Here is a 19983-nt window from a genome sequence, read left to right as displayed (position 1 = left end):
CCGTTTCAATAGCGGCTTATTATCAAATTAGAAAATGGACACGGTAAGCTCTATGCAAAATAATAAATACATTGATTGGCTGAAATATATCGCGGATGATCTCTTTGTGACGGATTTATTGATCCCAGGCACCCATGATGCCATTACGTCAACTTGTGATCAGCCCTATTACCAAACCCAGACATTATCACTTTCAGAGCAACTCAACTGCGGCGTCCGTTTTTTTGACTTAAGGCTAACTCGTCATCTTAATATAGCTCATCGGCAGTGGCAGAGTAATATTACCGCTGAAGCACTTTTTCAATGTTTTATTTCATTTCTTAATACACACCCAACTGAATTTATTATTTTGCGTATTCAAAATGCCAATGAGAAAAAAGATGACTTTGAGCCCTATAAACAGGCACTCGTTTCATTTATTAAGCCTTATCTTAAACACTTTTTACTTCCAGAAAAAACCAATGAAAACCTTTACCCTTGGCCCTGTGTGAAACAGCTAAGAGGAAAAATATTGGCGATTGAATGTGCGCCGCCAAAATGGCAAGTTTCGTCCTTAGAAAATGGCACACGTTGGGCGCATAATTGGCATCAAAATGCCTTAATTATGTTACAAGATAATTGGGATGGTCCCGATATTCACGGAAAAATTGATAGCATAATGACATTGCTCCATGGCAGTGATGATATTCAACAGCAGCAGTTAGTACTCAATCATATCAGTGCGACGAATGGTGAACTTGGTAGCCCTATAGCCTATGCAAATATAATCAACCCAATTATTCGCGATGAGTTAGCGATGCTAAATCATAATGCTCGTAAGGATCAGCAAGCAGAAACGCCACATAAAGGTATCTTGATTTTTGACTTTATTGATGAAGACTTAGCCCAAAAAACAATTGAAGTGAATACGTTGAAATTCACTTCATAAACGCCGAACAAAAAATGCCAATCATTACTGATTGGCATTTGAGTGTGTTGACAAAGTGGGATAAAGGCGCAGTTTTTCCCACTTTGTGTTATCAGCCGAAAAATAATTTAAATAAATTACTTCTCTTTTACTTCCCACTTACCGTCAACATAGAAAGCGCTCCAGCCCGTCGCTTTACCGTCTTTTTCCGAAGAAACATATTGTTGCTTGGTTTTACGGCTAAAACGCACTACAGTTGGATTCCCTTCCCCATCTTTTGCTGGCGCTTCAGCCAAATAAGCGAGTTTTTCAGGAAGTCTATCTTTAAAACGTTGGAGTTCAGCCACTAACGGTGCGCGTGTTTCCCGCGATTTAGGGAACGTATTCGCTGCGAGGAACACACCTGCTGCACCATCACGTAAGACAAAGTAAGCGTCTGATTTTTCACACGGTAATTCAGGCAGTGGAACAGGATCTTCCTTCGGAGGCGCAACTTCACCACTTCTTAAGATCTTCCGTGTGTTTTTACACTCTTCATTGGTGCAACCCATGTATTTACCAAAACGCCCCATTTTCAGATGCATTTCAGAGCCACATTTGTCACATTCAATCACCGGACCATCATAACCTTTGATACGGAATTCGCCTTCTTCGATTTCATAACCTTCACACGCAGGGTTATTACCGCATACATGTAATTTACGTTGATTATCAATCAAGTAGCTGTCCATTGCAGTACCACATTTCGGGCAACGACGTTTCGCCCTTAATGCATTGGTTTCTGCATCATCCCCTTCAAGTACGTTAAGCACTTCATCCTCAGGGATTAAATTAATGGTTTTCTTGCAACGTTCTTTCGGTGGCAATGCATAGCCGCTACAACCAAGGAATACCCCTGTTGATGCTGTACGGATCCCCATATGGCGCTCACAATCAGGGCAGGTTATTGATGTAATAACCATCGGATTGGTGCGCATTCCCCCTTCTTCTGGATCTTTTTCAGCAATATCAAGCTGCGTACTAAAGTCAGAGAAAAACTCATCAAGAACTTCTTTCCACTCGGCATTATGATTAGCCACATGGTCGAGTTGGTTTTCCATACGGGCCGTAAAATCGTAGTTCATCAAGTCGTTGAAGTTTTCTTCTAGACGATCAGTAACGATTTCTCCCATCTTTTCCGCATAGAAACGGCGGTTTTCAACTTTGACATACCCTCTATCTTGAATAGTCGAGATAATCGCTGCATAAGTTGAAGGGCGACCAATGCCACGTTTTTCAAGCTCTTTAACCAATGAAGCTTCACTAAAGCGCGCTGGCGGTTTAGTAAAGTGCTGACTTGGCAATAATTCAATTAAAGATAATTCCGTGCCAACTTGAACCGCTGGCAAGGTTTTATCTTCATCATTTTTGCGCAGCGCAGGCATCACTTTTGTCCAACCATCAAAACGTAACGTACGCCCTTTGGCTTTTAGTTCAAAGTCTCCCGCTTTCACTGTTAAGGTCGTAGAGTCATATTTTGCTGGCGTCATTTGGCAAGCAACAAATTGGTTCCAAATTAATTGGTATAACCTTTTTGCGTCATTCTCCATATCTTTTAGTGAATCAGGTAACACATCAACACTAGAAGGACGGATAGCTTCGTGTGCCTCTTGAGAATTATCTTTGCTGCTATACACATTGGCATCTTTAGGCAAATATTTCGCGCCAAAGTTGTCAAGAATGTAGCCGCGAACCATCTCTAACGCATCTTGACTCAAATTGGTTGAGTCAGTACGCATATACGTGATGTAACCCGCTTCATACAAGCGTTGTGCCATCATCATGGTTTTTTTCACCCCAAAGCCCAAGCGCGTACTAGCGGCTTGTTGCAAGGTTGAAGTGATATAAGGAGCACTCGGTTTACTTGATGTCGGCCTATCTTCTCGGTCAATGACCTCAAAGCGCGCTTTTTCAAGTAGCTTTATCGCCGCTGTTGTTTGCGCTTTATTAACAGGTTTAAACGCTTTGCCTGCTTGGGACGTGACCTCCATGCGTAAATTCGCAATGTCTTTGTCCGCTAAATCAGCGTGTAATTCCCAATATTCTTGCGGAACAAACGCTTTGATTTCACGCTCACGCTCAACAATCAGTTTCACGGCGACAGATTGAACACGCCCCGCCGATAAGCCACGCGCCACTTTTTTCCACAATAATGGAGATACCATGTACCCCACAACGCGATCCATAAAGCGACGAGCTTGCTGGGCGTTAACCCTATCAATATTTAGCTCACCCGGGCTATCAAATGCTTGAGTGATGGCGTTTTTCGTTATTTCGTTAAACACAACACGACTAAAACGCGAATCATCACCGCCAATCACTTCGCGTAAATGCCAGGCAATCGCTTCCCCCTCACGGTCCAAGTCCGTTGCGAGGTAGATATGATCGGCATCCGCAGCCAGAGATTTCAGTTCAGAAACAACCTTTTCCTTACCCGGCAAAATTTGATAGTTCGCCTTCCAACCATGATAAGGATCGACCCCCATACGATTCACTAGTGCCTCGCGTGGGTCTTTTTTAACCTTCTTTGTTTTCTCGGTAGATGAGCCTGTACTCTTTTGTGAGCCGGTTTGTGAACCAGAGCCGCTTTTCGGCAGATCACGAATATGGCCGACGCTGCTCTTCACAACGTAGCCACTGCCAAGATACTTATTAATCGTCTTGGCTTTTGCCGGGGACTCCACGATAACAAGAGCTTTACCCATATTTACCTTTACCTAAATATCAACTATGACGCACTTTTACATAAAAATGCGCAAAATGAGAATCTGTTTTTATATTGCGACACAATTACAATATATCAATATATTTTCAAACAATTATTTGTGTTGAAACAAAACTTATAATCTCAGTCACGTTATTCTACAAGGGATGATTGTCTTCTAGCTGACTGATTTTAACCATATAAAGGCGTTAAGCCATAATTGAAAACCACACACTCTACCTGATAAAATGCTAGAAGCAACCAATTATTTTTTCAAGGGAGCCCGATTATGCAAGACAATCTACAGTACATCACAAAAACAGAGTTACTTGAAAAAGCTAACGATATCATAAAGAAACATGACGATTATATTCATGGTATGTTTGTAGACACCGTTGAGCAACATCGTGGTACGCTGGTTTTCAAAGGGGAATTTTTTCTCGATGAAAATGGCATCCCAACATTAAAAAGTACCGCTGCTTTTAATATGTACAAACACCTCGCGCATGTGCTCTCTGAACAATACCAACTGCGTAAAAATGATTAATTAACACACAATAATCGATAAAAAATTACCGGCTGTAGTGCCGGTAATTAATAGTAGAATTAAAACAGAATATTTGCGAGGCAACTATTCATTTATAACATTGGTTTTTGGCCACGCTGCCACCAACGTAACAAAAGGTTATCGACGCTGTTTGCCGCACTGCCCATCAGTTTATCCACCATTTTTTTACTTAGAACATAACGAATACTGACGATCTCTTTTGTGTCAATGGCATCGATAATAATGTCATCACTGACCCCAATGCTATCGACTAGCCCTTTTTCAAGCGCCTGAGAACCATACCAGTATTCCCCTGTCGCAACCTTATCAATATCTAATGAAGGGCGATTTTGATGCACAAATTGTTTAAACAGATCGTGAGTCGAATTTAAATCCTCAACAAACTTCTTACGCCCTTGCTCAGTATTTTCACCTAGTAGTGTCAGTGTTCTTTTATATTCACCCGCAGTATGAAGCTCAACATCAACATCATGTTTTTTTAATAAGCGGTGAATATTTGGAATTTGTGCTACCACGCCGATCGAACCGATAATGGCGAACGGTGCAGCAATAATTTTATCGGCAATACAAGCCATCATATAGCCACCACTCGCCGCCACTTTATCAACGGCAATAGTTAGCGGAATATTTTTTTCTTTTAAACGCCGTAATTGCGATGCGGCAAGACCATAGCCATGTACCATTCCCCCTGGACTTTCCAAACGAAGCAAAACTTCATCTTGAGTATCAGCAACGGCTAGAACCGCACTGATTTCTTCTCTTAAAGACGCGACTTCACGGGCATCCATGCTACCTTTAAAGTCTAAGACATATAAACAGGGTTTTTTAACCGAAGTTTGTCCTAGTTTTGCCCCTGATTTTTCACTTTTTAATTTTGCTTTTTGCTGTTTTTTGAATGCCTTGAGCCAAGCTTTATGCTCAGACTCATTCATTTTCACTTGCTGCATTTGGCGCTGACGTTCGCGATAATTTTCACCTAAATCAGTGATTTTCAGTGACCCTTTAGCATGTTGCCGACGCATACCTGCACCAAAGACAAACACCGCCAGCAAAATAATCGCCACCACAATAGTGACAACTTTTGCTAAAAATAGTCCATACAAAGCGAAATACTCCACAACGTGATCCTTCTGATATTTATCTTCAACACAAAAATAATCTCACGATTATGGATAAACAACCAGAAAAAATCGTGCTTAGTGCCATAAACGATGTCGATATCTATGCTAGATTAGCCAAAAAGACTAATCAGTGCGATGATAGTGTTACATTTAATTCACAATTATAGGAAAGAATATGCTTCAATATCAGCCTAGACAAGACTTATTGAAAGGTAAAACCATTCTCATCACTGGCGCAGGCGATGGCATCGGTCGTGAAGCCGCCCTTACCTATGCCCGATTTGGCGCATCATTGATCCTCGTTGGCAGAACACAACATAAGTTAGAATCTGTTAGCCACGAAATCACGGCGATTTCAGGTAAAAAATCTCCCTGTTATGTTTTAGATTTATTAACAATAACTAATGAAGATTGCCAATTATTAGCTAAGCAAATATCTAAGACAGTGCCCTATTTAGACGGTGTGTTACACAACGCGGGGATCCTTGGCGTTATCGCGCCAATTGCAGAACAACCCGTACAGCTTTGGCATGATGTTATGCAAATTAACGTCAACGCCACTTTTATGCTAACGCAATCACTACTCCCTTTATTATTGCAAGCGCCAAATGCCTCATTGGTTTTCACCAGCTCAAGTGTCGGCAAGCAAGGTCGTGCGGGCTGGGGCGCTTACGCCGTTTCAAAATTCGCAACAGAAGGCTTAATGCAAGTGCTTGCCGAAGAGTATAAGAATAGCCATTTGCGCGTAAATTGCATTAACCCAGGAGGAACCCGCACCAGTATGCGTGCCAGTGCATTCCCTGATGAAGACCCACAAAAACTAAAAACACCAGCCGATATTATGCCTATTTACGTTTACTTGATGGGGGATGATAGCATTCGCAAAACGGGTAACAGCTATGATGCCCAACCCGGACGAAAACCGGGCGCTGCGGAGTAATTGATGATGTCACAAAGTCGGCATGAAGAACGTCAACAACGGTTAAAAGAAAAAGTGGACGCACGTATCGAAGCCGCTCAAATTGAACGTGGGATTATTATGATCTTCACGGGAAATGGTAAAGGTAAAACAACAGCGGCATTCGGTACAGTATGTCGTGCAATCGGTCATGGAAAAAAAGCCGCTATCGTTCAGTTTATTAAAGGAAGTTGGGATAACGGCGAGCGGGAACTCTTAGAGCCTCTCGGCGCGCCGTTTTTTGTTATGTCCACAGGTTTTACATGGGAAACACAAAATAAAGAAACAGATACCCTTGCTTGCCTTGAAACTTGGCATCATGCCAAACAGCTGTTAAGTGACCCACAATATGATTTAGTCGTATTAGATGAGATAACGTATATGATCAGCTACCGTTACCTTAAGCTAGACGAGGTTATTCACGCCTTACAAAACCGCCCTGCTAATCAATCAGTGATCATTACAGGAAGAGGATGCCACCGTGATTTAATTGACTTAGCCGATACAGTCACTGAAATGCGCCCTGTTAAACATGCATTTGATGTTGGCATTAAAGCGCAAAAAGGCATTGACTGGTAAATTTTTAAATCAACTTAGTAATAGTATATTAAAATAAGACTATTACTAAGTTTTCTTTAAAATAAAGTTATATTAAAAAAACAAATCAAATTTATTACAGATTCAGTGTTAAATTCTATCAACATTTTTTATAACACAAACAAACTCGTAATTTTTGCTAATATTTAAATCTATGTTCTCTCTACTTAATATAAGCAACTACGTATTATCCCTTGAGTAAATACCCTAAAATCATACTTTTCCAAATAAATACAACCAATTGAATTAAATGAAGTTAATGATATTAAAATGCGTTTATTCCAACTTTATTCACGCTTGGTTATTATTCAACAGGCAATAACAATTTACACCATGTTAGTATTATTAATTTTATATAATTTTATATTTCTGCATAATTAAGTCGCAATAATGGATTGTTAATTATCTTAGATATTGTCTATTTAAATTAAGGGATATATATGCAAAATGTTTCAATAAATAATTTCAATGTTTCAAAATTGAAATTTAAACCTTTATTTCTCTGTGTATCAATGATTGTTGGTTCAACGACCATTGCTCAAGCAGCAATTACGCCAACAAACGGCGCGGGTATTATGGTTCAAGGTAATGGCCCAACCGTTGTTTATATTAATAAACCCTCTCAAAGTGGCGTTTCTCACAATATTTATAGTCAGTTTGATGTGGACCAAAAAGGGGTTATTTTAAACAATAGCGCAGGCCTTTCTAACACCACACTTGGGGGTAAAATTGGCGGAAATGGCAACGTTGCAGGCAATCGTGCAAAGGTGATCCTAAATGAAGTCAATTCTAATACAGCTTCAACATTAAACGGCATGATTGAAGTTGCTGGCGGCAAAGCGCAAGTTATTATTGCAAATGCATCTGGTATCACCTGCAATAACTGCGGTTTTATTAATACCAATCGTAGTACATTAACGACAGGTAAAGTTTCCTTAGACGGTAATGGGTTAGTCAATGACTACAATGTGCAGCAAGGGAAAATTACCATCAATGATAGCTTCGATTCGAACTCACCCACTGACATAATTGCTCGCTCCGTCGCTATCAATGGTACCGTCTCGGCTCAACGCTTAAACGTTGTCGCCGGAAATAACCGTGTTAATGCAACTGGCGATGTTGTTGGTAGCACAACTGCCATTGGTACAAAACCCGCTATCGGCATTGATGTTTCTGCATTAGGCGGTATGTATGCAAATAAGATTTCTTTGATGGCAACCGAAACGGGTGTCGGGGTTTCTAACGCGGGTGATATCGTTTCCCATAATGGAGCGATCACCATTGATACCGCAGGCTCTGTTAATAATAATAATGGTAATCTTAAATCAGCAAATACCCTCACGGTTAATTCTGCTGGGCTAACCAATAGCGGCACCATTTTTGCAACAAAAAACGTGGATATCCAGACGACAGGCACTAGTGCTATTAATAACGACAGTGGTTATATTTCATCCCTTAATAATAATGTGAATTTAACCACATTAGGCTCATTGTCGAATAACAATGGAGCCATCGAAGCTCAACAAAATTTAACCACTTTATCTGACACTATTATTAATGATAATGGCGCATTTAGAGCAAAACAAGGCAGTATCAATACTCACTCAACCAATATCGTTTATAACCGCGATAACATGGTCACTCCAAATGATCCAGATAAAGGTTTTATTGCAGGACAAGATGTGAACATTGATGCGGTTCGAATTGTGAGTGAAAACTCAAATATCACTGCGGGTCGTGATATTACCTTAAATGTACAAAACTCTATCGAAAACATGGCAAAAAGCACAATCGTGGCGCAGCGCCGCGCTAATGTGAATACCATGTATTTAACACAATCTAATTCGGAACTGAATGCGGTTAATGGCCGTTTAGATCTTGATGCATCCGTTTCTTTAACCAATGATGCATTGTCGAAGATCCACAGTGGTAAATTAATGAATATCAATGCTAATCAGTTGACCAACTCAGGGGCTATTATCTCTGACAACGGTAAAACTGAAATCAAATCCAATATGCTTAGCAATCGGTCTGGTTACATCAAAGGTAAAAACTTGACTTTAACTGCATTTAATCTTGATAACCAATCGGGATTGATTAATGCAGAAAACAACCTTGATATTGAAACTAGCCTTTTAAACAATAATTACAGTGCCGAATTTAAACAAGTCAATGCCCAATTTGGTTTAACGGACCAAAATGGAGGCTTGCAAACCAATGAAGGGACAATCAAGGTCAAAGGTGACAACCTTTATAACCTACATGGTGCAATAGTTGCTAATGTAGATAACAATGTAACTGCACGTAATGATGTTGATATTAAATTAAAAGCATCACTGAACAATAACTATGGACAAATATCAGCTATCAATAACCAAAAAGTGGATGTGGGTACGCTAGAAAACTATGCAGGAAAAATGGTTGCAGGTAAAAATTTGACCATCGATTCAAAAAATCGTGTCAATAACCAATATGGCACCATTAGCTCTAACAATACTACTAAAGTCACTAGCCCAATAGTCTCAAGTGGTACGACAGGGACTATTACGGGTAATCGTGTGGTTATTGATGCCATTGTAAATAACTAACGCTTATTCTCACACTAAAAAGGCGACTAGATGGTCGCCTTTGCATCGGCAAAACTTCTTTCTACCATCTCTTTTCGCCTTGCGTAGTTTTTTACCCCACTTGTTTAGCCGTAACGCATTTGACCACTCTTTCGCTTCTTCCCATACATGCCGAGTGATTGTTTTTTACCTTTCTTATGTTGAGTACACGATTGGCGATGTTCGCATAATTGGCATTGAGCCATATTGAATTTGTAATGTTTATAACCATTACGGTCAGTTGTACTGTAGGTGTGGCAGGGATTGCATTAATGTTGGAAGTATTCTTGGCACTTCACTTCACCACCATAACGGGAAGCAAGCCTGCATAAGAGATAGCTAGGTTCTTACGTGCATCATCAATACGTTTGAGAACTTCTTCATAATAGTTACTGGTTTTGTTCTGAATCGTTCGCTACGTTCGTTTTGTTTACTTCCTTGGTGTGAGGAACGGTATAGACAATGCGCTGTGAATTAGAGAAAGATCTTTTAACTGGTAAACAAATGATTCGTTAATGCATAATTCGTTAATAATTTTATAAAAGTGATATTTAGGAATTTTTTGGAGAGAGGACCTTATGAAAAAAACACATTTGATATACCTATTTTTATTATCTGCTAGCTGTAGTTCATTCGCGAGTGAGACTAATTGCCTGAAAGATTCGATTCAAATTAATGAGTTGAATAATTTCATTTTATTTGAAGAAACTAGCCCTTACGACTCCTTAAAGGAAATGAGGATACGGACAAAAGGAAGTGACGATTACCTAAATGAGGATTCTACAGTAAAGTTTGATGATTGCGGCGCACTGCTCTCGTTGCAAGGTAATCAAACAAAAAAATTCAAGAATAATGATCATGTGTTGATTAGCACCTCACAAATCAATATGAATAAAATAGGAAAAGGCTGGGATTATGAATTTGGGTTTAAAATGTTCATTGTTGATAAAGACGGTACAGAAATAGACCTTGTACAACAAAAATCTAAAGGAAAGTATTTAACTAACGAGGAAGGAAAGATACACAAATCCATTGAAAACTCAAATGTTGTTGTCAGTGGTGAGGAAACGAAAGGGACATCGGAAACAAAATATAAGATTAATGAATACGGGAAGTTGTCCGAATCAATTCGATTAGGTACGCTTGAAACCGATAATTCAACCAAAAAATATTTTTATGATGAAAATGGTCGCCTGATAAAGAGTCAAACTGAATTGACCACTGAAGAGTTTTCATACGACGAAATGGGCAGAGAACTAAGCATCAAGTCTGTTCAAAAACTTTTTACAACAGAAACTAGCATTACGACATGTAGAAGTTGGAATGACTCAGGCCGGTGCACCAAAGCAGAAAAAAATGCAACCACCTTTTTCAAAGGTGTACATGGGCAAAAAGATGAAAAACGCACAAATCAAGCTGAGATTGAATTTGATTTCGTTTATTAATTAATTCCAGAAGTTAAGACAAAAAAACCTGTCTGAAGACAAGGTCAGACTGCTGACAAACATAACATGTTTGGCGGCAGGTTGGATAGGTTTTGAAAATAACGAACAAGATGGTCTTCAGATACCAACTCTTCTAGTGTGATGGTTTCGAATTGATATTGTTGAGGAAAAGGTTCTTTTAACATTGTGGTTAGCTCATTATTTGTACTAACCTCATTAGATCAAAGTCCTAACTAAAAAGCGAGGACTTTGTCAGCAGTCTGAGGCGACTAGATGGTCGCCTTTTTAATCACATGCAAAATACCATTAGAACTCTGAATTAATAACCACTTCTTCACCAAAACGCCCTGCTTTTGGCAGTGGTTGGTATGATGAGTTAGCTGCACGTAAAATACGGATACCACGAATACCCAGTTCATGAGCCGCTGCGATATCTGCATCGGCATCCCCATAATAAATCGTCAGTTTATGGTCGCGCATCCAGCTTACTTTGTTGTTCTGGCCTGGCTCATCACCAGCAAAAATAACAGGTTGCATTTTGTCTGCGGGGATCGCTAAGCCTTCTTGCACATACTTGGTCACAGTTTCTGTCTTGGTTTTCGTACGACCAGTGATGAAATAAACCGTATCACCACGATCTAAGTGCATTTTGACTAAGTCAATACCCACTTGTTTTGGCATACTGAATTTGTCCCACTCATTGTTCATTTTTTCCCAAAATTGCTGATTTTTTAGATAGCTAAAATCATTTGGGGAAAATTCCAATTTACCGCGATAAAAGCCTGGGCTAGAAAATAACACTGTATCGTCAATATCAAAGCCAACTGCCATTGGCGCTTTGCCTTCTAGGCTTTGCTTAATTTGTTCAATAGAGACCCAATGAATAGGTTGTTGTTGTGCTAATTCAACAACGGTAACTCCAGGGCTGACAGTTTCTGGCATTGGAATTTTGGCTTGAGACGTTGCCGTAAACGTTAAAGCTAATGCAACCGCACTCAGCGTCAGTGTTATTTTTTTCATCTTTTATCCTTATTCGCGTTTATCCATGTAAAACCATTCTTTATTCCTTTGGATAAACCACATTTATACATGTACGTAATAGACGTTGCTGCTTATCATCAACCGTTTATAAGTACACTTAGCAGCAATTATGTGAGTTAAATCTCACACAGGACTGGATGTTAAGTTTTTTTGTTACATTAAAATGAGATATACGTCTCATATTAATTATCTATTATCGATGCGCATCATGATTCTGTGAGCTAAACCCGCAATTTTCACATTAATACAGGCGGTGATTCATTATGTTTAACGATAAAAAAAGCGATGGTATTGACACCATCGCTAGGGGCTGTTGACAAAATGGGATAAAAACCTCGTTTTTCCCACTTGGTATTATTAGGCGATAAATTAGATGCGTGTACGACGTTTCGCCGTTGGCCCTGACGATTGACGCTTAGATGTGGCACGTGAGGCCACTTGCGTATGACGTTTCACCGCTCGACGGATTTGGTTCGCTTTGATCCTACGTTGGTCACGTTCTACCGCCACTTTACTTTCTGTCTCAGCAGGCAGCCCCACTAATTCACGCAGATAGTTGGTTTGCTCTAAACCTAATTCAGTCCAACCGCCACGCGGTAATCCTTTCGGTAAATCGATATCGCCGTAGCGTACACGGATCAAGCGGCTCACTTGCACACCAACTGATTCCCATAAACGACGAACTTCACGGTTACGCCCTTCTGTTAAAGTGACATTAAACCATTGGTTCATCCCTTCACCACCACGATAAGACACGGTTTTAAACGATGCAGGACCATCTTCGAGTTGAACACCCATTGTCAATTGGCGAATTTTTGCATCGTTAACCTCCCCAAAAACACGCACGGCATATTCACGCTCAACTTCACGACTTGGGTGCATTAATCGGTTTGCTAATTCACCATCTGTTGTAAATAACAGTAACCCACTGGTATTCACATCAAGACGACCTACGGCAATCCACCTTGCCCCTGTCAGTTTTGGCAAACGTGTAAATACCGTTGGGCGACCTTCAGGGTCGTGACGGGTACACAATTCACCTTCAGGTTTGTAATAGGCCATTACACGGCAAATGTCTTTTTCAGCTTCTTTGATAGCCAATAAACGACCATCTAAACGAATTTTGGTTGATGCTTTAACTTCAACGCGATCGCCTAATGTTGCAATTTTGCCGTCTACGCTGATCCGACCTGCTTGCAGGAAAGTTTCGATTTCACGACGTGAACCATGCCCAGAACGAGCAAGGACTTTTTGTAGTTTCTCTGTATTTTGCGATTTAGCGCTCATGTAATCCTCTACTGTCGCCTTCACAGGCGTCAAATAACTTTCCGCTTTGTGCAAAAAGTCATGAATTTGAAAACCCGCGCATTATACACAGGTTTCCCCTGAACCCCTATTATTTATCACATTATCGCACTTTCGATGCCCTAACGACCGATTTTATTCAAAGGGCGATGGATCTCCCGTGCCAACACGGGCGACAACTGGCGTATCACCAGTGAAATCAATCACTGTAGTTGGTTTTTGCCCAATGTAGCCACCGTGGATCACTAAATCCACTTGTTTGTCTAATAAATCACGAATTTCTTCCGGATCAGATTGGGTAAAATCATCCCCCGGTAAAATTAAACTCGTTGACATTAGCGGCTCGCCAACGGCTTCAAGTAAATCCCTCGCAATAGGGTTTGAAGGCACACGCAAACCTATTGTTTTACGTTTCTCATTCATCAAACGGCGAGGCACTTCCTTCGTGGCTTTTAAGATAAATGTATAGTTGCCCGGCGTATTATTTTTAATTAAACGAAAGACGGTGTTATCTACATGAGCATAATTTGATAACTCAGAGAGGTCACGGCACATTAACGTGAAATTGTGGTTTGTATCTAACTGACGAATACGGCAAATACGCTGCAAAGCCTCTTTTTCTTCTAAACGACACCCAATGGCGTATCCAGAATCAGTAGGATAAACAACCACCCCACCTTTATTAAGAATTTCAACACTTTGACTGATTAACCGAGCTTGCGGGTTATCCGGATGGACATAAAAAAACTGACTCATATATACCTCAACAATTTGGTATCGACAGCATCACCCGGTAAAACACCTAAAAATGGCACTATCTATTTGCTCAATAGGGAGATTGGCTTTTCACCTAATCACCCTCTGTATAGTCTTATTTTACACCGACCTGCCAATACATCAACGAATTAGCGGTTTTTTACATCACCCCATGATGTCCAAATTGCTTGTTCATCATCTGGCAACCACAGGTTACGCCCCAATTCAATCCATGAACAAGGACGATGAAAATCGGAACCAACAGACGTTCGCAGATCGGCCATTTTCGCCAGTTCAGCTAAATATTGTTTTTCATTAGCCGGTTGCTGACAATGGGAAATTTCCATCCCATCCCCACCATGCGCCTTGAAATAGGTAATAACCCGTTTTAACCATTTATTTGAAAGCTGGTACTTAGATGGGTGCGCTAAAACAGCCACACCACCAGCGGCATGTATTGCGTCGATGGCAGCTTCAATGGTGCACCAAGTCGCGGGGACATAACCCGTTTTTCCTTTGGACAAATAACGTTTAAATACATTATTAATGGATTTTTCTTTGCCGATTTTTACAATATATTGCGCAAAATGGGCTCGAGTGACCTGCCCACCACCAGACAAATTTTGGGCATTCTCCCATGCGTCTTCAATACCCGCTTTTTGCAAACGCCTGCCTATTTCAATGCCTCGCGCTTCGCGCCGTGCCGATTGTTCTGCAAGTAACGCGACCATTGCTGGGTGTTCAGGGAAAAAATTTAAACCGACGATATGAATTTCAATATTTTCCCATAAAGTTGAAATCTCAACACCGTTAATTAACTCAATCGGTTTATCGTTGTCTCGCAAATATTGCCTCCCTTGCATTAAGCCATCACAAGTATCGTGATCCGTAATGGCTAATACATTAATCCCCTTTTCAATCGCACGTTCGATTAAATCCTCTGGCGTTAAATCCCCATCAGAGGCGGTCGTATGGCTATGTAAGTCATAGCGAGTCAGTAAAGGTGTTGATATGGGTTGCAAGGTGATATCGTCTCCAATTTCCATAGATAGCTATTTTTTCCTAATAAATTAACAAAGTGCTTGACACTTTAACTGCGATCCAGTTTACTAGTACGCAAGATGGCTTATAACCAAACATATTCTGTTTATCCAGTGAGGCACATTATGGCTTTAATTAACTTAGTCAATCGTTGGTGGCGTGACTTCCCAAATTGGGCGGAAGCCGCACGCGCATAGTTAACCCATGCCTCAGTGCCAAACCCGCCCTTCACTGGCGGGTTTTTTTATGTCTAAAATTAGCTTAAGGCTGCAAAATGAACAAACAAAACACCACATTAGCACATTTTACGTATCTGGATAGCCCAATTAACTATCAGCCAGATCCAACGCTGTTATTCAACCACTTATGCCATGCAGTTCCTTCAACCATGTTGCTGGAATCAGCCGAAATTAATAATAAAGCCAACCTGCAAAGTTTATTGATAGTTAACAGTGCCCTGCGTATTCGCGCTTTTGGCCTACGCGTAGAAATTGAAGCGTTAACATTAAACGGCCAAGCACTTCTGCCATTGTTGTTAGCGCAGCTTGCAGGACTAATTTCAACACATACTATTGAGCCCACATTATTGGTTGTCACTTTTGAACAACCAAGCCCGGCTTTAGATGAAGATAGTCGATTAAAAGCCGCATCGTGCTTAGATGTGCTGCGCGCATTACCCGCACTGGCGCAAACCTATTCGACCAAACCTGAAACGGTTTTTGTGGGTGGCTTATTTGCCTATGATCTCGTCGCGAGCTTTGAATCTATCCCTGATGTTAAAGCGGTCAATCTGTGCCCTGATTACTGTTTTTTCGTGGCAGAACATTATTTAGTGATCGACCATCAAAACCAAGCCGCTCGCATTAAAAGCTGTGTATTTAGCCAAGATCACCAAATAATAGATACGGTTAAACAGCGTCATGATGAAATTATTGTTTCATGTCGTCCATTTTTACCTGCCTTACCTTTGCAAAATGTCGCTAACTTTCAAGTTACGCTAAGTCAAAATGACCAAGAATATGGCGCTATTGTAACATCCCTAAAAGAGGCGATTTATCGTGGTGATATTTTCCAAGTCGTGCCATCACGCAAGTTCACCATGCCTTGCCCATATCCGCTGATAGCGTATCAAAAACTCAAAGCGCAAAACCCAAGCCCATATATGTTTTATATGCAAGATCAAGATTTTACGCTGTTTGGTGCATCACCGGAAAGTGCATTGAAATATGCTACCAGTGACCGAAAAGTGGAAATTTACCCTATTGCTGGCACTCGCCCACGTGGTCGTAACGCCGAGGGCAATATTGACCTTGATTTAGACAGCCGTATTGAACTTTCAATGCGTACAGATGCAAAAGAATTGGCTGAACACATCATGCTTGTTGATCTTGCCCGTAATGATCTCGCACGTATCTGTGAAGCAGGCAGTCGTTATATTGCAGATTTAACCAAAGTCGATCGCTACTCCTTTGTGATGCATCTGGTTTCCCATGTTGTGGGGACATTACGCCACGATTTAGATGTTTTTCATGCTTATCAAGCCTGTATGAATATGGGCACATTAACAGGAGCGCCCAAAGTGAAAGCCATGCAATTAATTGCGCAATATGAACAACAGCGTCGTGGCTCCTATGGCGGTGCAGTCGGATATTTCAACGGCAAAGGCGATTTTGATACCTGTATCGTGATCCGCTCTGCTTATGTGGAAAATGGCATTGCGACTGTACAAGCCGGTGGTGGCGTGGTTTTAGATTCAACACCTCAAGCAGAGGCTGATGAAACACGCAATAAAGCACGTGCTGTGATCCGTGCTATTGCTCAAGCTCACCAAGTGAAGGAGTTATTCTAATGGCGAACATCTTATTGCTCGATAATGTCGATTCTTTCACTTACAACTTGGTCGATCAGCTGCGTTCCAGTGGTCATCACGTGATTATTTACCGAAATACAGTAAGTGCCGAACATATTTTGTCTGTATTAGATCTCATGGTTTCGCCAATTTTAGTGTTATCACCCGGCCCAGGCACACCTAGCGAAGCAGGTTCAATGCCTGAAGTTTTGAGACAGGTTATTGGCAAAATCCCTGTCATTGGCATTTGTTTAGGTCATCAAGCGATTGTCGAAGCTTACGGTGGTGTTGTTTCTTCCGCTGGTGAGATTTTGCATGGTAAAGCCTCCCTTGCCACCCACGATGAACAAGGGATGTTTTCTAACCTTGAAAATCCACTACCAGTCGCACGTTACCACTCTTTGGTCGGTAGCCAAATACCTGCAACACTAACAATCAGTGCCCAATCCAACGGAATGGTGATGGCCGTGCGAAACGAACAAGATAAAGTGTGTGGATTTCAATTCCACCCTGAATCCATTTTAACAACGCAAGGTAAACAGTTGTTAGAAAACACCGTGGCGTGGGCTCTTTCTTCACCCAATGCAAGCACCACTACTCATTCGCACTAACGGGAAATAGAGAGCCAATTATGCAAAATATTTATGATAAATTATTCAAAGCGCAGCCCCTGACACAACAAGAAAGCCAGTATTTATTTAATGCCATTATTCAAGGGGAACTCACTGAACCGCAATTAGCAGCAGTGCTTATCAGCATGAAAATGCGTGGTGAACAACCTCAAGAAATTGCAGGTGCGGCTCTTGCTTGCTTAGAGAATGCACAGCCGTTCCCTCGTCCAGATTATCAATTCAGTGATATCGTCGGTACGGGGGGTGATGGTGCGAACAGTATTAATATCTCCACCGCCAGCGCATTTGTCGCTGCCGAGGCAGGTATTAAAGTGGCTAAGCATGGCAACCGTAGCGTATCGAGCCGTTCAGGATCGTCAGATTTATTAGCTGCCTTTGGCATCGCACTTGATTTAAGCGCCCAAACTGCCCGGGACACACTTGATGACTTAGGGGTGTGCTTTTTGTTTGCCCCTCAATATCATAGTGGTTTTCGTCATGCGGCACCTGTGCGCTCTCAGTTGAAAACACGCACTCTATTTAATGTTCTTGGCCCATTAATCAACCCAGCACGCCCACCAATTGCCTTAATTGGTGTGTACCAAGAAGCCTTAGTTAAACCAGTGGCAGAGACATTAGATATGCTTGGTTTTACCCGTGCAGCTGTGGTACATAGTGGCGGTATGGATGAAGTGTCACTTCATGCCACAACCCACGTTGCAGAATTAAAAGACGGTGTTTTACATCATTACCAGCTAACGGCAGACGATTTTGGCTTAACACCGTATCAATTACATGACTTAGAAGGCGGCACGCCTGATGAAAACCGCGTTTTACTGACCAACTTATTACAAGGTCATGGTAAGGCTGCCCATGAAGCTGCTGTTGCTGCCAATGTGGCGATGTTAATGCGGATTAATGGTCATGAGGATTTAAAACAAAATAGCGAACACGCTCTTGCGATCATTCGCAGCGGTAAATCATTCAACCGAGTCACGGCGCTCGCGGCAAGGAACCCATAAAATGAAAGCGACAGTATTACAGAAAATTGTTGATGACAAAGTAGATTACCTTGTTGAACGTAAGGCTAAACAGCCATTAGATAGCTTTATTGGTGCAGTGCAACCCAGTCAACGCAGTTTCTACAATGCACTTAGTGCCAAACGTCCAGTATTTATTTTGGAGTGTAAGAAAGCCTCTCCTTCAAAAGGGCTGATCCGCAAAGATTTCGACCCTGAATTGATTGCCAAAACTTACGCACCTTACGCATCTGCAATTTCCGTTTTAACGGATGAAAAGTATTTTCAAGGTAATATGGCGTACCTAACGATTGTCAGCAACGCCGTTAAGCAACCCGTTTTGTGTAAAGATTTTATTATCGACCCATACCAAATTTACCTCGCTCGCCATTACCAAGCAGATGCCATCTTATTAATGTTATCTGTTTTAAATGACGAAGAATATGTTGCTTTAGCTGACGTCGCCCACCAATTAAATATGGGTGTTTTAACGGAAGTCAGTAACGAAGAAGAATTAGAACGCGCGATCAAACTCAAGTCTAAAGTGGTAGGCATTAATAACCGTGACTTACGTGATTTATCCATCGATTTAAACCGTACTCGCGAATTAGCACCACGTTTAGCAGCAGAAACCATTGTGATCAGTGAATCAGGAATTCATTTACATCAGCATATTCAATCTCTTAGAGAGTATGCTAATGGTTTCTTAATTGGCAGCGCGTTGATGGAACAAGCGGATCTGGCCAATGCATTACACAGATTATTAGTAGGTGAACATAAGGTTTGCGGCTTAACCCGTGAGCAAGATGCCAAAGTGGCTTTCAATTCAGGGGTTTGTTTCGGCGGATTAATCTTTGCTGAATCCTCCCCGCGAAAAGTGACGCTGTCACAAGCTCAACGTATCGTTAATGCTGCGCCATTAAAATATGTGGGCGTTTTCCGTAATCAATCGGTGGATTTTGTTGTGCATATCGCCAAGCAGCTTGCTCTTTTCGCAGTGCAATTGCATGGTAATGAAGATAAGCAATATATTCAGGCGCTTCGCGCCCTACTACCAAGTTATTGTGAGGTTTGGAAAGCGTTGGATATGTCTCATCCCCATGACTGTAACTTTGAAAACCCAGACATTGATGTTCTCTTGCTTGATAATGGACAAGGTGGTACAGGGAAAAGCTTTGATTGGTCAACAATCCCAGCAACAACAAAACAAAAACTGATGGTCGCAGGTGGGCTAACCCCCCAAAACTGCCTTCAGGCAGCTAGACTGCTGTGCAATGGGTTAGATTTTAACTCGGGAGTTGAAATTGAGCCAGGAATTAAAAGCGCACAAAAAATCAATTTCGTGCTATCGGCTTTACTGGCTGAATCGACAATACAGTAGACCTGAACGGGTAGCGCTAGACCTTTAAATTATAT

16 protein-coding genes, 1 pseudogene and 1 other annotated feature are annotated in these 19983 nt (G+C 41.2%); of the genes and pseudogenes, 10 read left to right on the top strand and 7 right to left on the bottom strand.

All coding sequences use genetic code 11. From position 1 onward, the window contains the following. Positions 1-52 precede the first annotated feature (52 nt). Positions 53-928, top strand: coding sequence for a phosphatidylinositol-specific phospholipase C domain-containing protein (locus AB6N04_RS06480; protein WP_369311073.1), 876 nt, complete (start codon positions 53-55; stop codon positions 926-928). A gap of 116 nt (positions 929-1044) precedes the next feature. Here the strand turns inward: AB6N04_RS06480 and topA are convergent, their stop codons facing one another. Continuing rightward, positions 1045-3651 (bottom strand): type I DNA topoisomerase, encoded by a 2607-nt coding sequence (gene topA, locus AB6N04_RS06475; protein ID WP_369311072.1) that lies wholly within the window; start codon positions 3649-3651, stop codon positions 1045-1047. Positions 3652-3939: 288 nt separating this feature from the next. Between topA and AB6N04_RS06470 the strand changes: the two genes are divergently transcribed. Beyond that, entirely contained in the window at positions 3940-4197 is a 258-nt protein-coding gene (locus tag AB6N04_RS06470; protein ID WP_369311071.1) for a DUF2498 family protein, read from the top strand. Positions 4198-4289: 92 nt separating this feature from the next. On the opposite strand, the gene sohB is transcribed toward AB6N04_RS06470, so the two are convergent. Then, a complete protein-coding gene (gene sohB, locus AB6N04_RS06465) occupies positions 4290-5336 on the bottom strand; it encodes a protease SohB (RefSeq protein ID WP_369311070.1) in 1047 nt (348 codons plus the stop codon). A 178-nt stretch (positions 5337-5514) separates the two neighbouring features. Between sohB and AB6N04_RS06460 the strand changes: the two genes are divergently transcribed. From AB6N04_RS06460 to AB6N04_RS06450, 3 genes are all read left to right on the top strand, one after another. Continuing rightward, positions 5515-6279 carry a YciK family oxidoreductase gene (locus AB6N04_RS06460; RefSeq protein WP_369311069.1) on the top strand — a complete coding sequence of 255 codons (765 nt, stop codon included), beginning with the start codon at positions 5515-5517 and terminating at the stop codon, positions 6277-6279. Between the two features lie 6 nt (positions 6280-6285). After that, positions 6286-6876 carry a cob(I)yrinic acid a,c-diamide adenosyltransferase gene (gene cobO, locus AB6N04_RS06455; RefSeq protein WP_369312013.1) on the top strand — a complete coding sequence of 197 codons (591 nt, stop codon included), beginning with the start codon at positions 6286-6288 and terminating at the stop codon, positions 6874-6876. Between the two features lie 458 nt (positions 6877-7334). Then, positions 7335-9482 (top strand): filamentous hemagglutinin N-terminal domain-containing protein, encoded by a 2148-nt coding sequence (locus AB6N04_RS06450; RefSeq protein ID WP_369311068.1) that lies wholly within the window; start codon positions 7335-7337, stop codon positions 9480-9482. A 38-nt stretch (positions 9483-9520) separates the two neighbouring features. Here AB6N04_RS06450 and AB6N04_RS06445 read toward each other — a convergent pair. Then, positions 9521-9751 (bottom strand): annotated as a pseudogene (locus AB6N04_RS06445) (transposase); the annotation flags it as partial. A 327-nt stretch (positions 9752-10078) separates the two neighbouring features. Here AB6N04_RS06445 and AB6N04_RS06440 point away from each other — a divergent pair. Further along, positions 10079-10945: a hypothetical protein gene (locus AB6N04_RS06440; protein ID WP_369311067.1), complete on the top strand. Its 867-nt coding sequence runs from the start codon at positions 10079-10081 to the stop codon at positions 10943-10945. A 306-nt stretch (positions 10946-11251) separates the two neighbouring features. On the opposite strand, the gene aphA is transcribed toward AB6N04_RS06440, so the two are convergent. The 4 genes from aphA to AB6N04_RS06420 all read right to left on the bottom strand — a co-directional run bounded on the left by aphA (position 11252) and on the right by AB6N04_RS06420 (position 15093). After that, positions 11252-11965, bottom strand: a complete 714-nt coding sequence (aphA, locus tag AB6N04_RS06435; protein WP_369311066.1) for an acid phosphatase AphA — start codon at positions 11963-11965, stop codon at positions 11252-11254. 390 nt (positions 11966-12355) lie between these two features. Next, positions 12356-13273 carry a 23S rRNA pseudouridine(2605) synthase RluB gene (gene rluB / locus AB6N04_RS06430; RefSeq protein ID WP_369311065.1) on the bottom strand — a complete coding sequence of 306 codons (918 nt, stop codon included), beginning with the start codon at positions 13271-13273 and terminating at the stop codon, positions 12356-12358. Between the two features lie 153 nt (positions 13274-13426). Continuing rightward, entirely contained in the window at positions 13427-14047 is a 621-nt protein-coding gene (locus AB6N04_RS06425; protein ID WP_369311064.1) for an L-threonylcarbamoyladenylate synthase, read from the bottom strand. 149 nt (positions 14048-14196) lie between these two features. Beyond that, positions 14197-15093, bottom strand: coding sequence for a PHP domain-containing protein (locus AB6N04_RS06420; RefSeq protein WP_369311063.1), 897 nt, complete (start codon positions 15091-15093; stop codon positions 14197-14199). 141 nt (positions 15094-15234) lie between these two features. Next, positions 15235-15336, top strand: a sequence feature (Trp leader region). 26 nt (positions 15337-15362) lie between these two features. On the opposite strand from AB6N04_RS06420, the gene AB6N04_RS06415 reads away from it, so the two are divergent. The 4 genes from AB6N04_RS06415 to trpCF are packed head-to-tail and all read left to right on the top strand — an operon-like array spanning position 15363 to position 19948. Then, a complete protein-coding gene (locus AB6N04_RS06415) occupies positions 15363-16937 on the top strand; it encodes an anthranilate synthase component 1 (protein ID WP_369311062.1) in 1575 nt (524 codons plus the stop codon). Further along, positions 16937-17548: a gamma-glutamyl-gamma-aminobutyrate hydrolase family protein gene (locus tag AB6N04_RS06410; protein WP_369311061.1), complete on the top strand. Its 612-nt coding sequence runs from the start codon at positions 16937-16939 to the stop codon at positions 17546-17548. Before AB6N04_RS06415 ends, AB6N04_RS06410 begins: the two co-directional genes overlap by 1 nt. Before the next feature lie 20 nt (positions 17549-17568). Continuing rightward, the gene (trpD, locus tag AB6N04_RS06405) at positions 17569-18570 is read left to right on the top strand and encodes an anthranilate phosphoribosyltransferase (RefSeq protein ID WP_369311060.1); all 1002 of its coding nucleotides are present in this window, start codon (positions 17569-17571) and stop codon (positions 18568-18570) included. A gap of 1 nt (position 18571) precedes the next feature. After that, entirely contained in the window at positions 18572-19948 is a 1377-nt protein-coding gene (trpCF, locus tag AB6N04_RS06400; RefSeq protein ID WP_369311059.1) for a bifunctional indole-3-glycerol-phosphate synthase TrpC/phosphoribosylanthranilate isomerase TrpF, read from the top strand. Positions 19949-19983: the final 35 nt, after the last annotated feature.

Source organism: Providencia rettgeri (genome assembly GCF_041075285.1).
GTDB classification, from domain to species: Bacteria; Pseudomonadota; Gammaproteobacteria; order Enterobacterales; family Enterobacteriaceae; genus Providencia; species Providencia rettgeri_G.
The sequence above is the reverse complement of the archived record's forward strand: the minus strand, read 5'-3'. Positions and strand labels throughout refer to the sequence as shown.

Excerpts from the sequence above, each read along its gene's own strand:
- AB6N04_RS06415 (WP_369311062.1), top strand. The coding sequence starts at position 15,363 with ATGAACAAACAAAACACCACATTAGCACATTTTACGTATCTGGATAGC.
- trpD (WP_369311060.1), top strand. The coding sequence starts at position 17,569 with ATGCAAAATATTTATGATAAATTATTCAAAGCGCAGCCCCTGACACAA.
- AB6N04_RS06460 (WP_369311069.1), top strand. The coding sequence starts at position 5,515 with ATGCTTCAATATCAGCCTAGACAAGACTTATTGAAAGGTAAAACCATT.
- rluB (WP_369311065.1), bottom strand. The coding sequence starts at position 13,273 with ATGAGCGCTAAATCGCAAAATACAGAGAAACTACAAAAAGTCCTTGCT.
- AB6N04_RS06470 (WP_369311071.1), top strand. The coding sequence starts at position 3,940 with ATGCAAGACAATCTACAGTACATCACAAAAACAGAGTTACTTGAAAAA.
- trpCF (WP_369311059.1), top strand. The coding sequence starts at position 18,572 with ATGAAAGCGACAGTATTACAGAAAATTGTTGATGACAAAGTAGATTAC.
- cobO (WP_369312013.1), top strand. The coding sequence starts at position 6,286 with ATGTCACAAAGTCGGCATGAAGAACGTCAACAACGGTTAAAAGAAAAA.
- AB6N04_RS06450 (WP_369311068.1), top strand. The coding sequence starts at position 7,335 with ATGCAAAATGTTTCAATAAATAATTTCAATGTTTCAAAATTGAAATTT.
- aphA (WP_369311066.1), bottom strand. The coding sequence starts at position 11,965 with ATGAAAAAAATAACACTGACGCTGAGTGCGGTTGCATTAGCTTTAACG.
- AB6N04_RS06480 (WP_369311073.1), top strand. The coding sequence starts at position 53 with ATGCAAAATAATAAATACATTGATTGGCTGAAATATATCGCGGATGAT.
- AB6N04_RS06410 (WP_369311061.1), top strand. The coding sequence starts at position 16,937 with ATGGCGAACATCTTATTGCTCGATAATGTCGATTCTTTCACTTACAAC.
- AB6N04_RS06425 (WP_369311064.1), bottom strand. The coding sequence starts at position 14,047 with ATGAGTCAGTTTTTTTATGTCCATCCGGATAACCCGCAAGCTCGGTTA.
- AB6N04_RS06420 (WP_369311063.1), bottom strand. The coding sequence starts at position 15,093 with ATGGAAATTGGAGACGATATCACCTTGCAACCCATATCAACACCTTTA.
- topA (WP_369311072.1), bottom strand. The coding sequence starts at position 3,651 with ATGGGTAAAGCTCTTGTTATCGTGGAGTCCCCGGCAAAAGCCAAGACG.
- AB6N04_RS06440 (WP_369311067.1), top strand. The coding sequence starts at position 10,079 with ATGAAAAAAACACATTTGATATACCTATTTTTATTATCTGCTAGCTGT.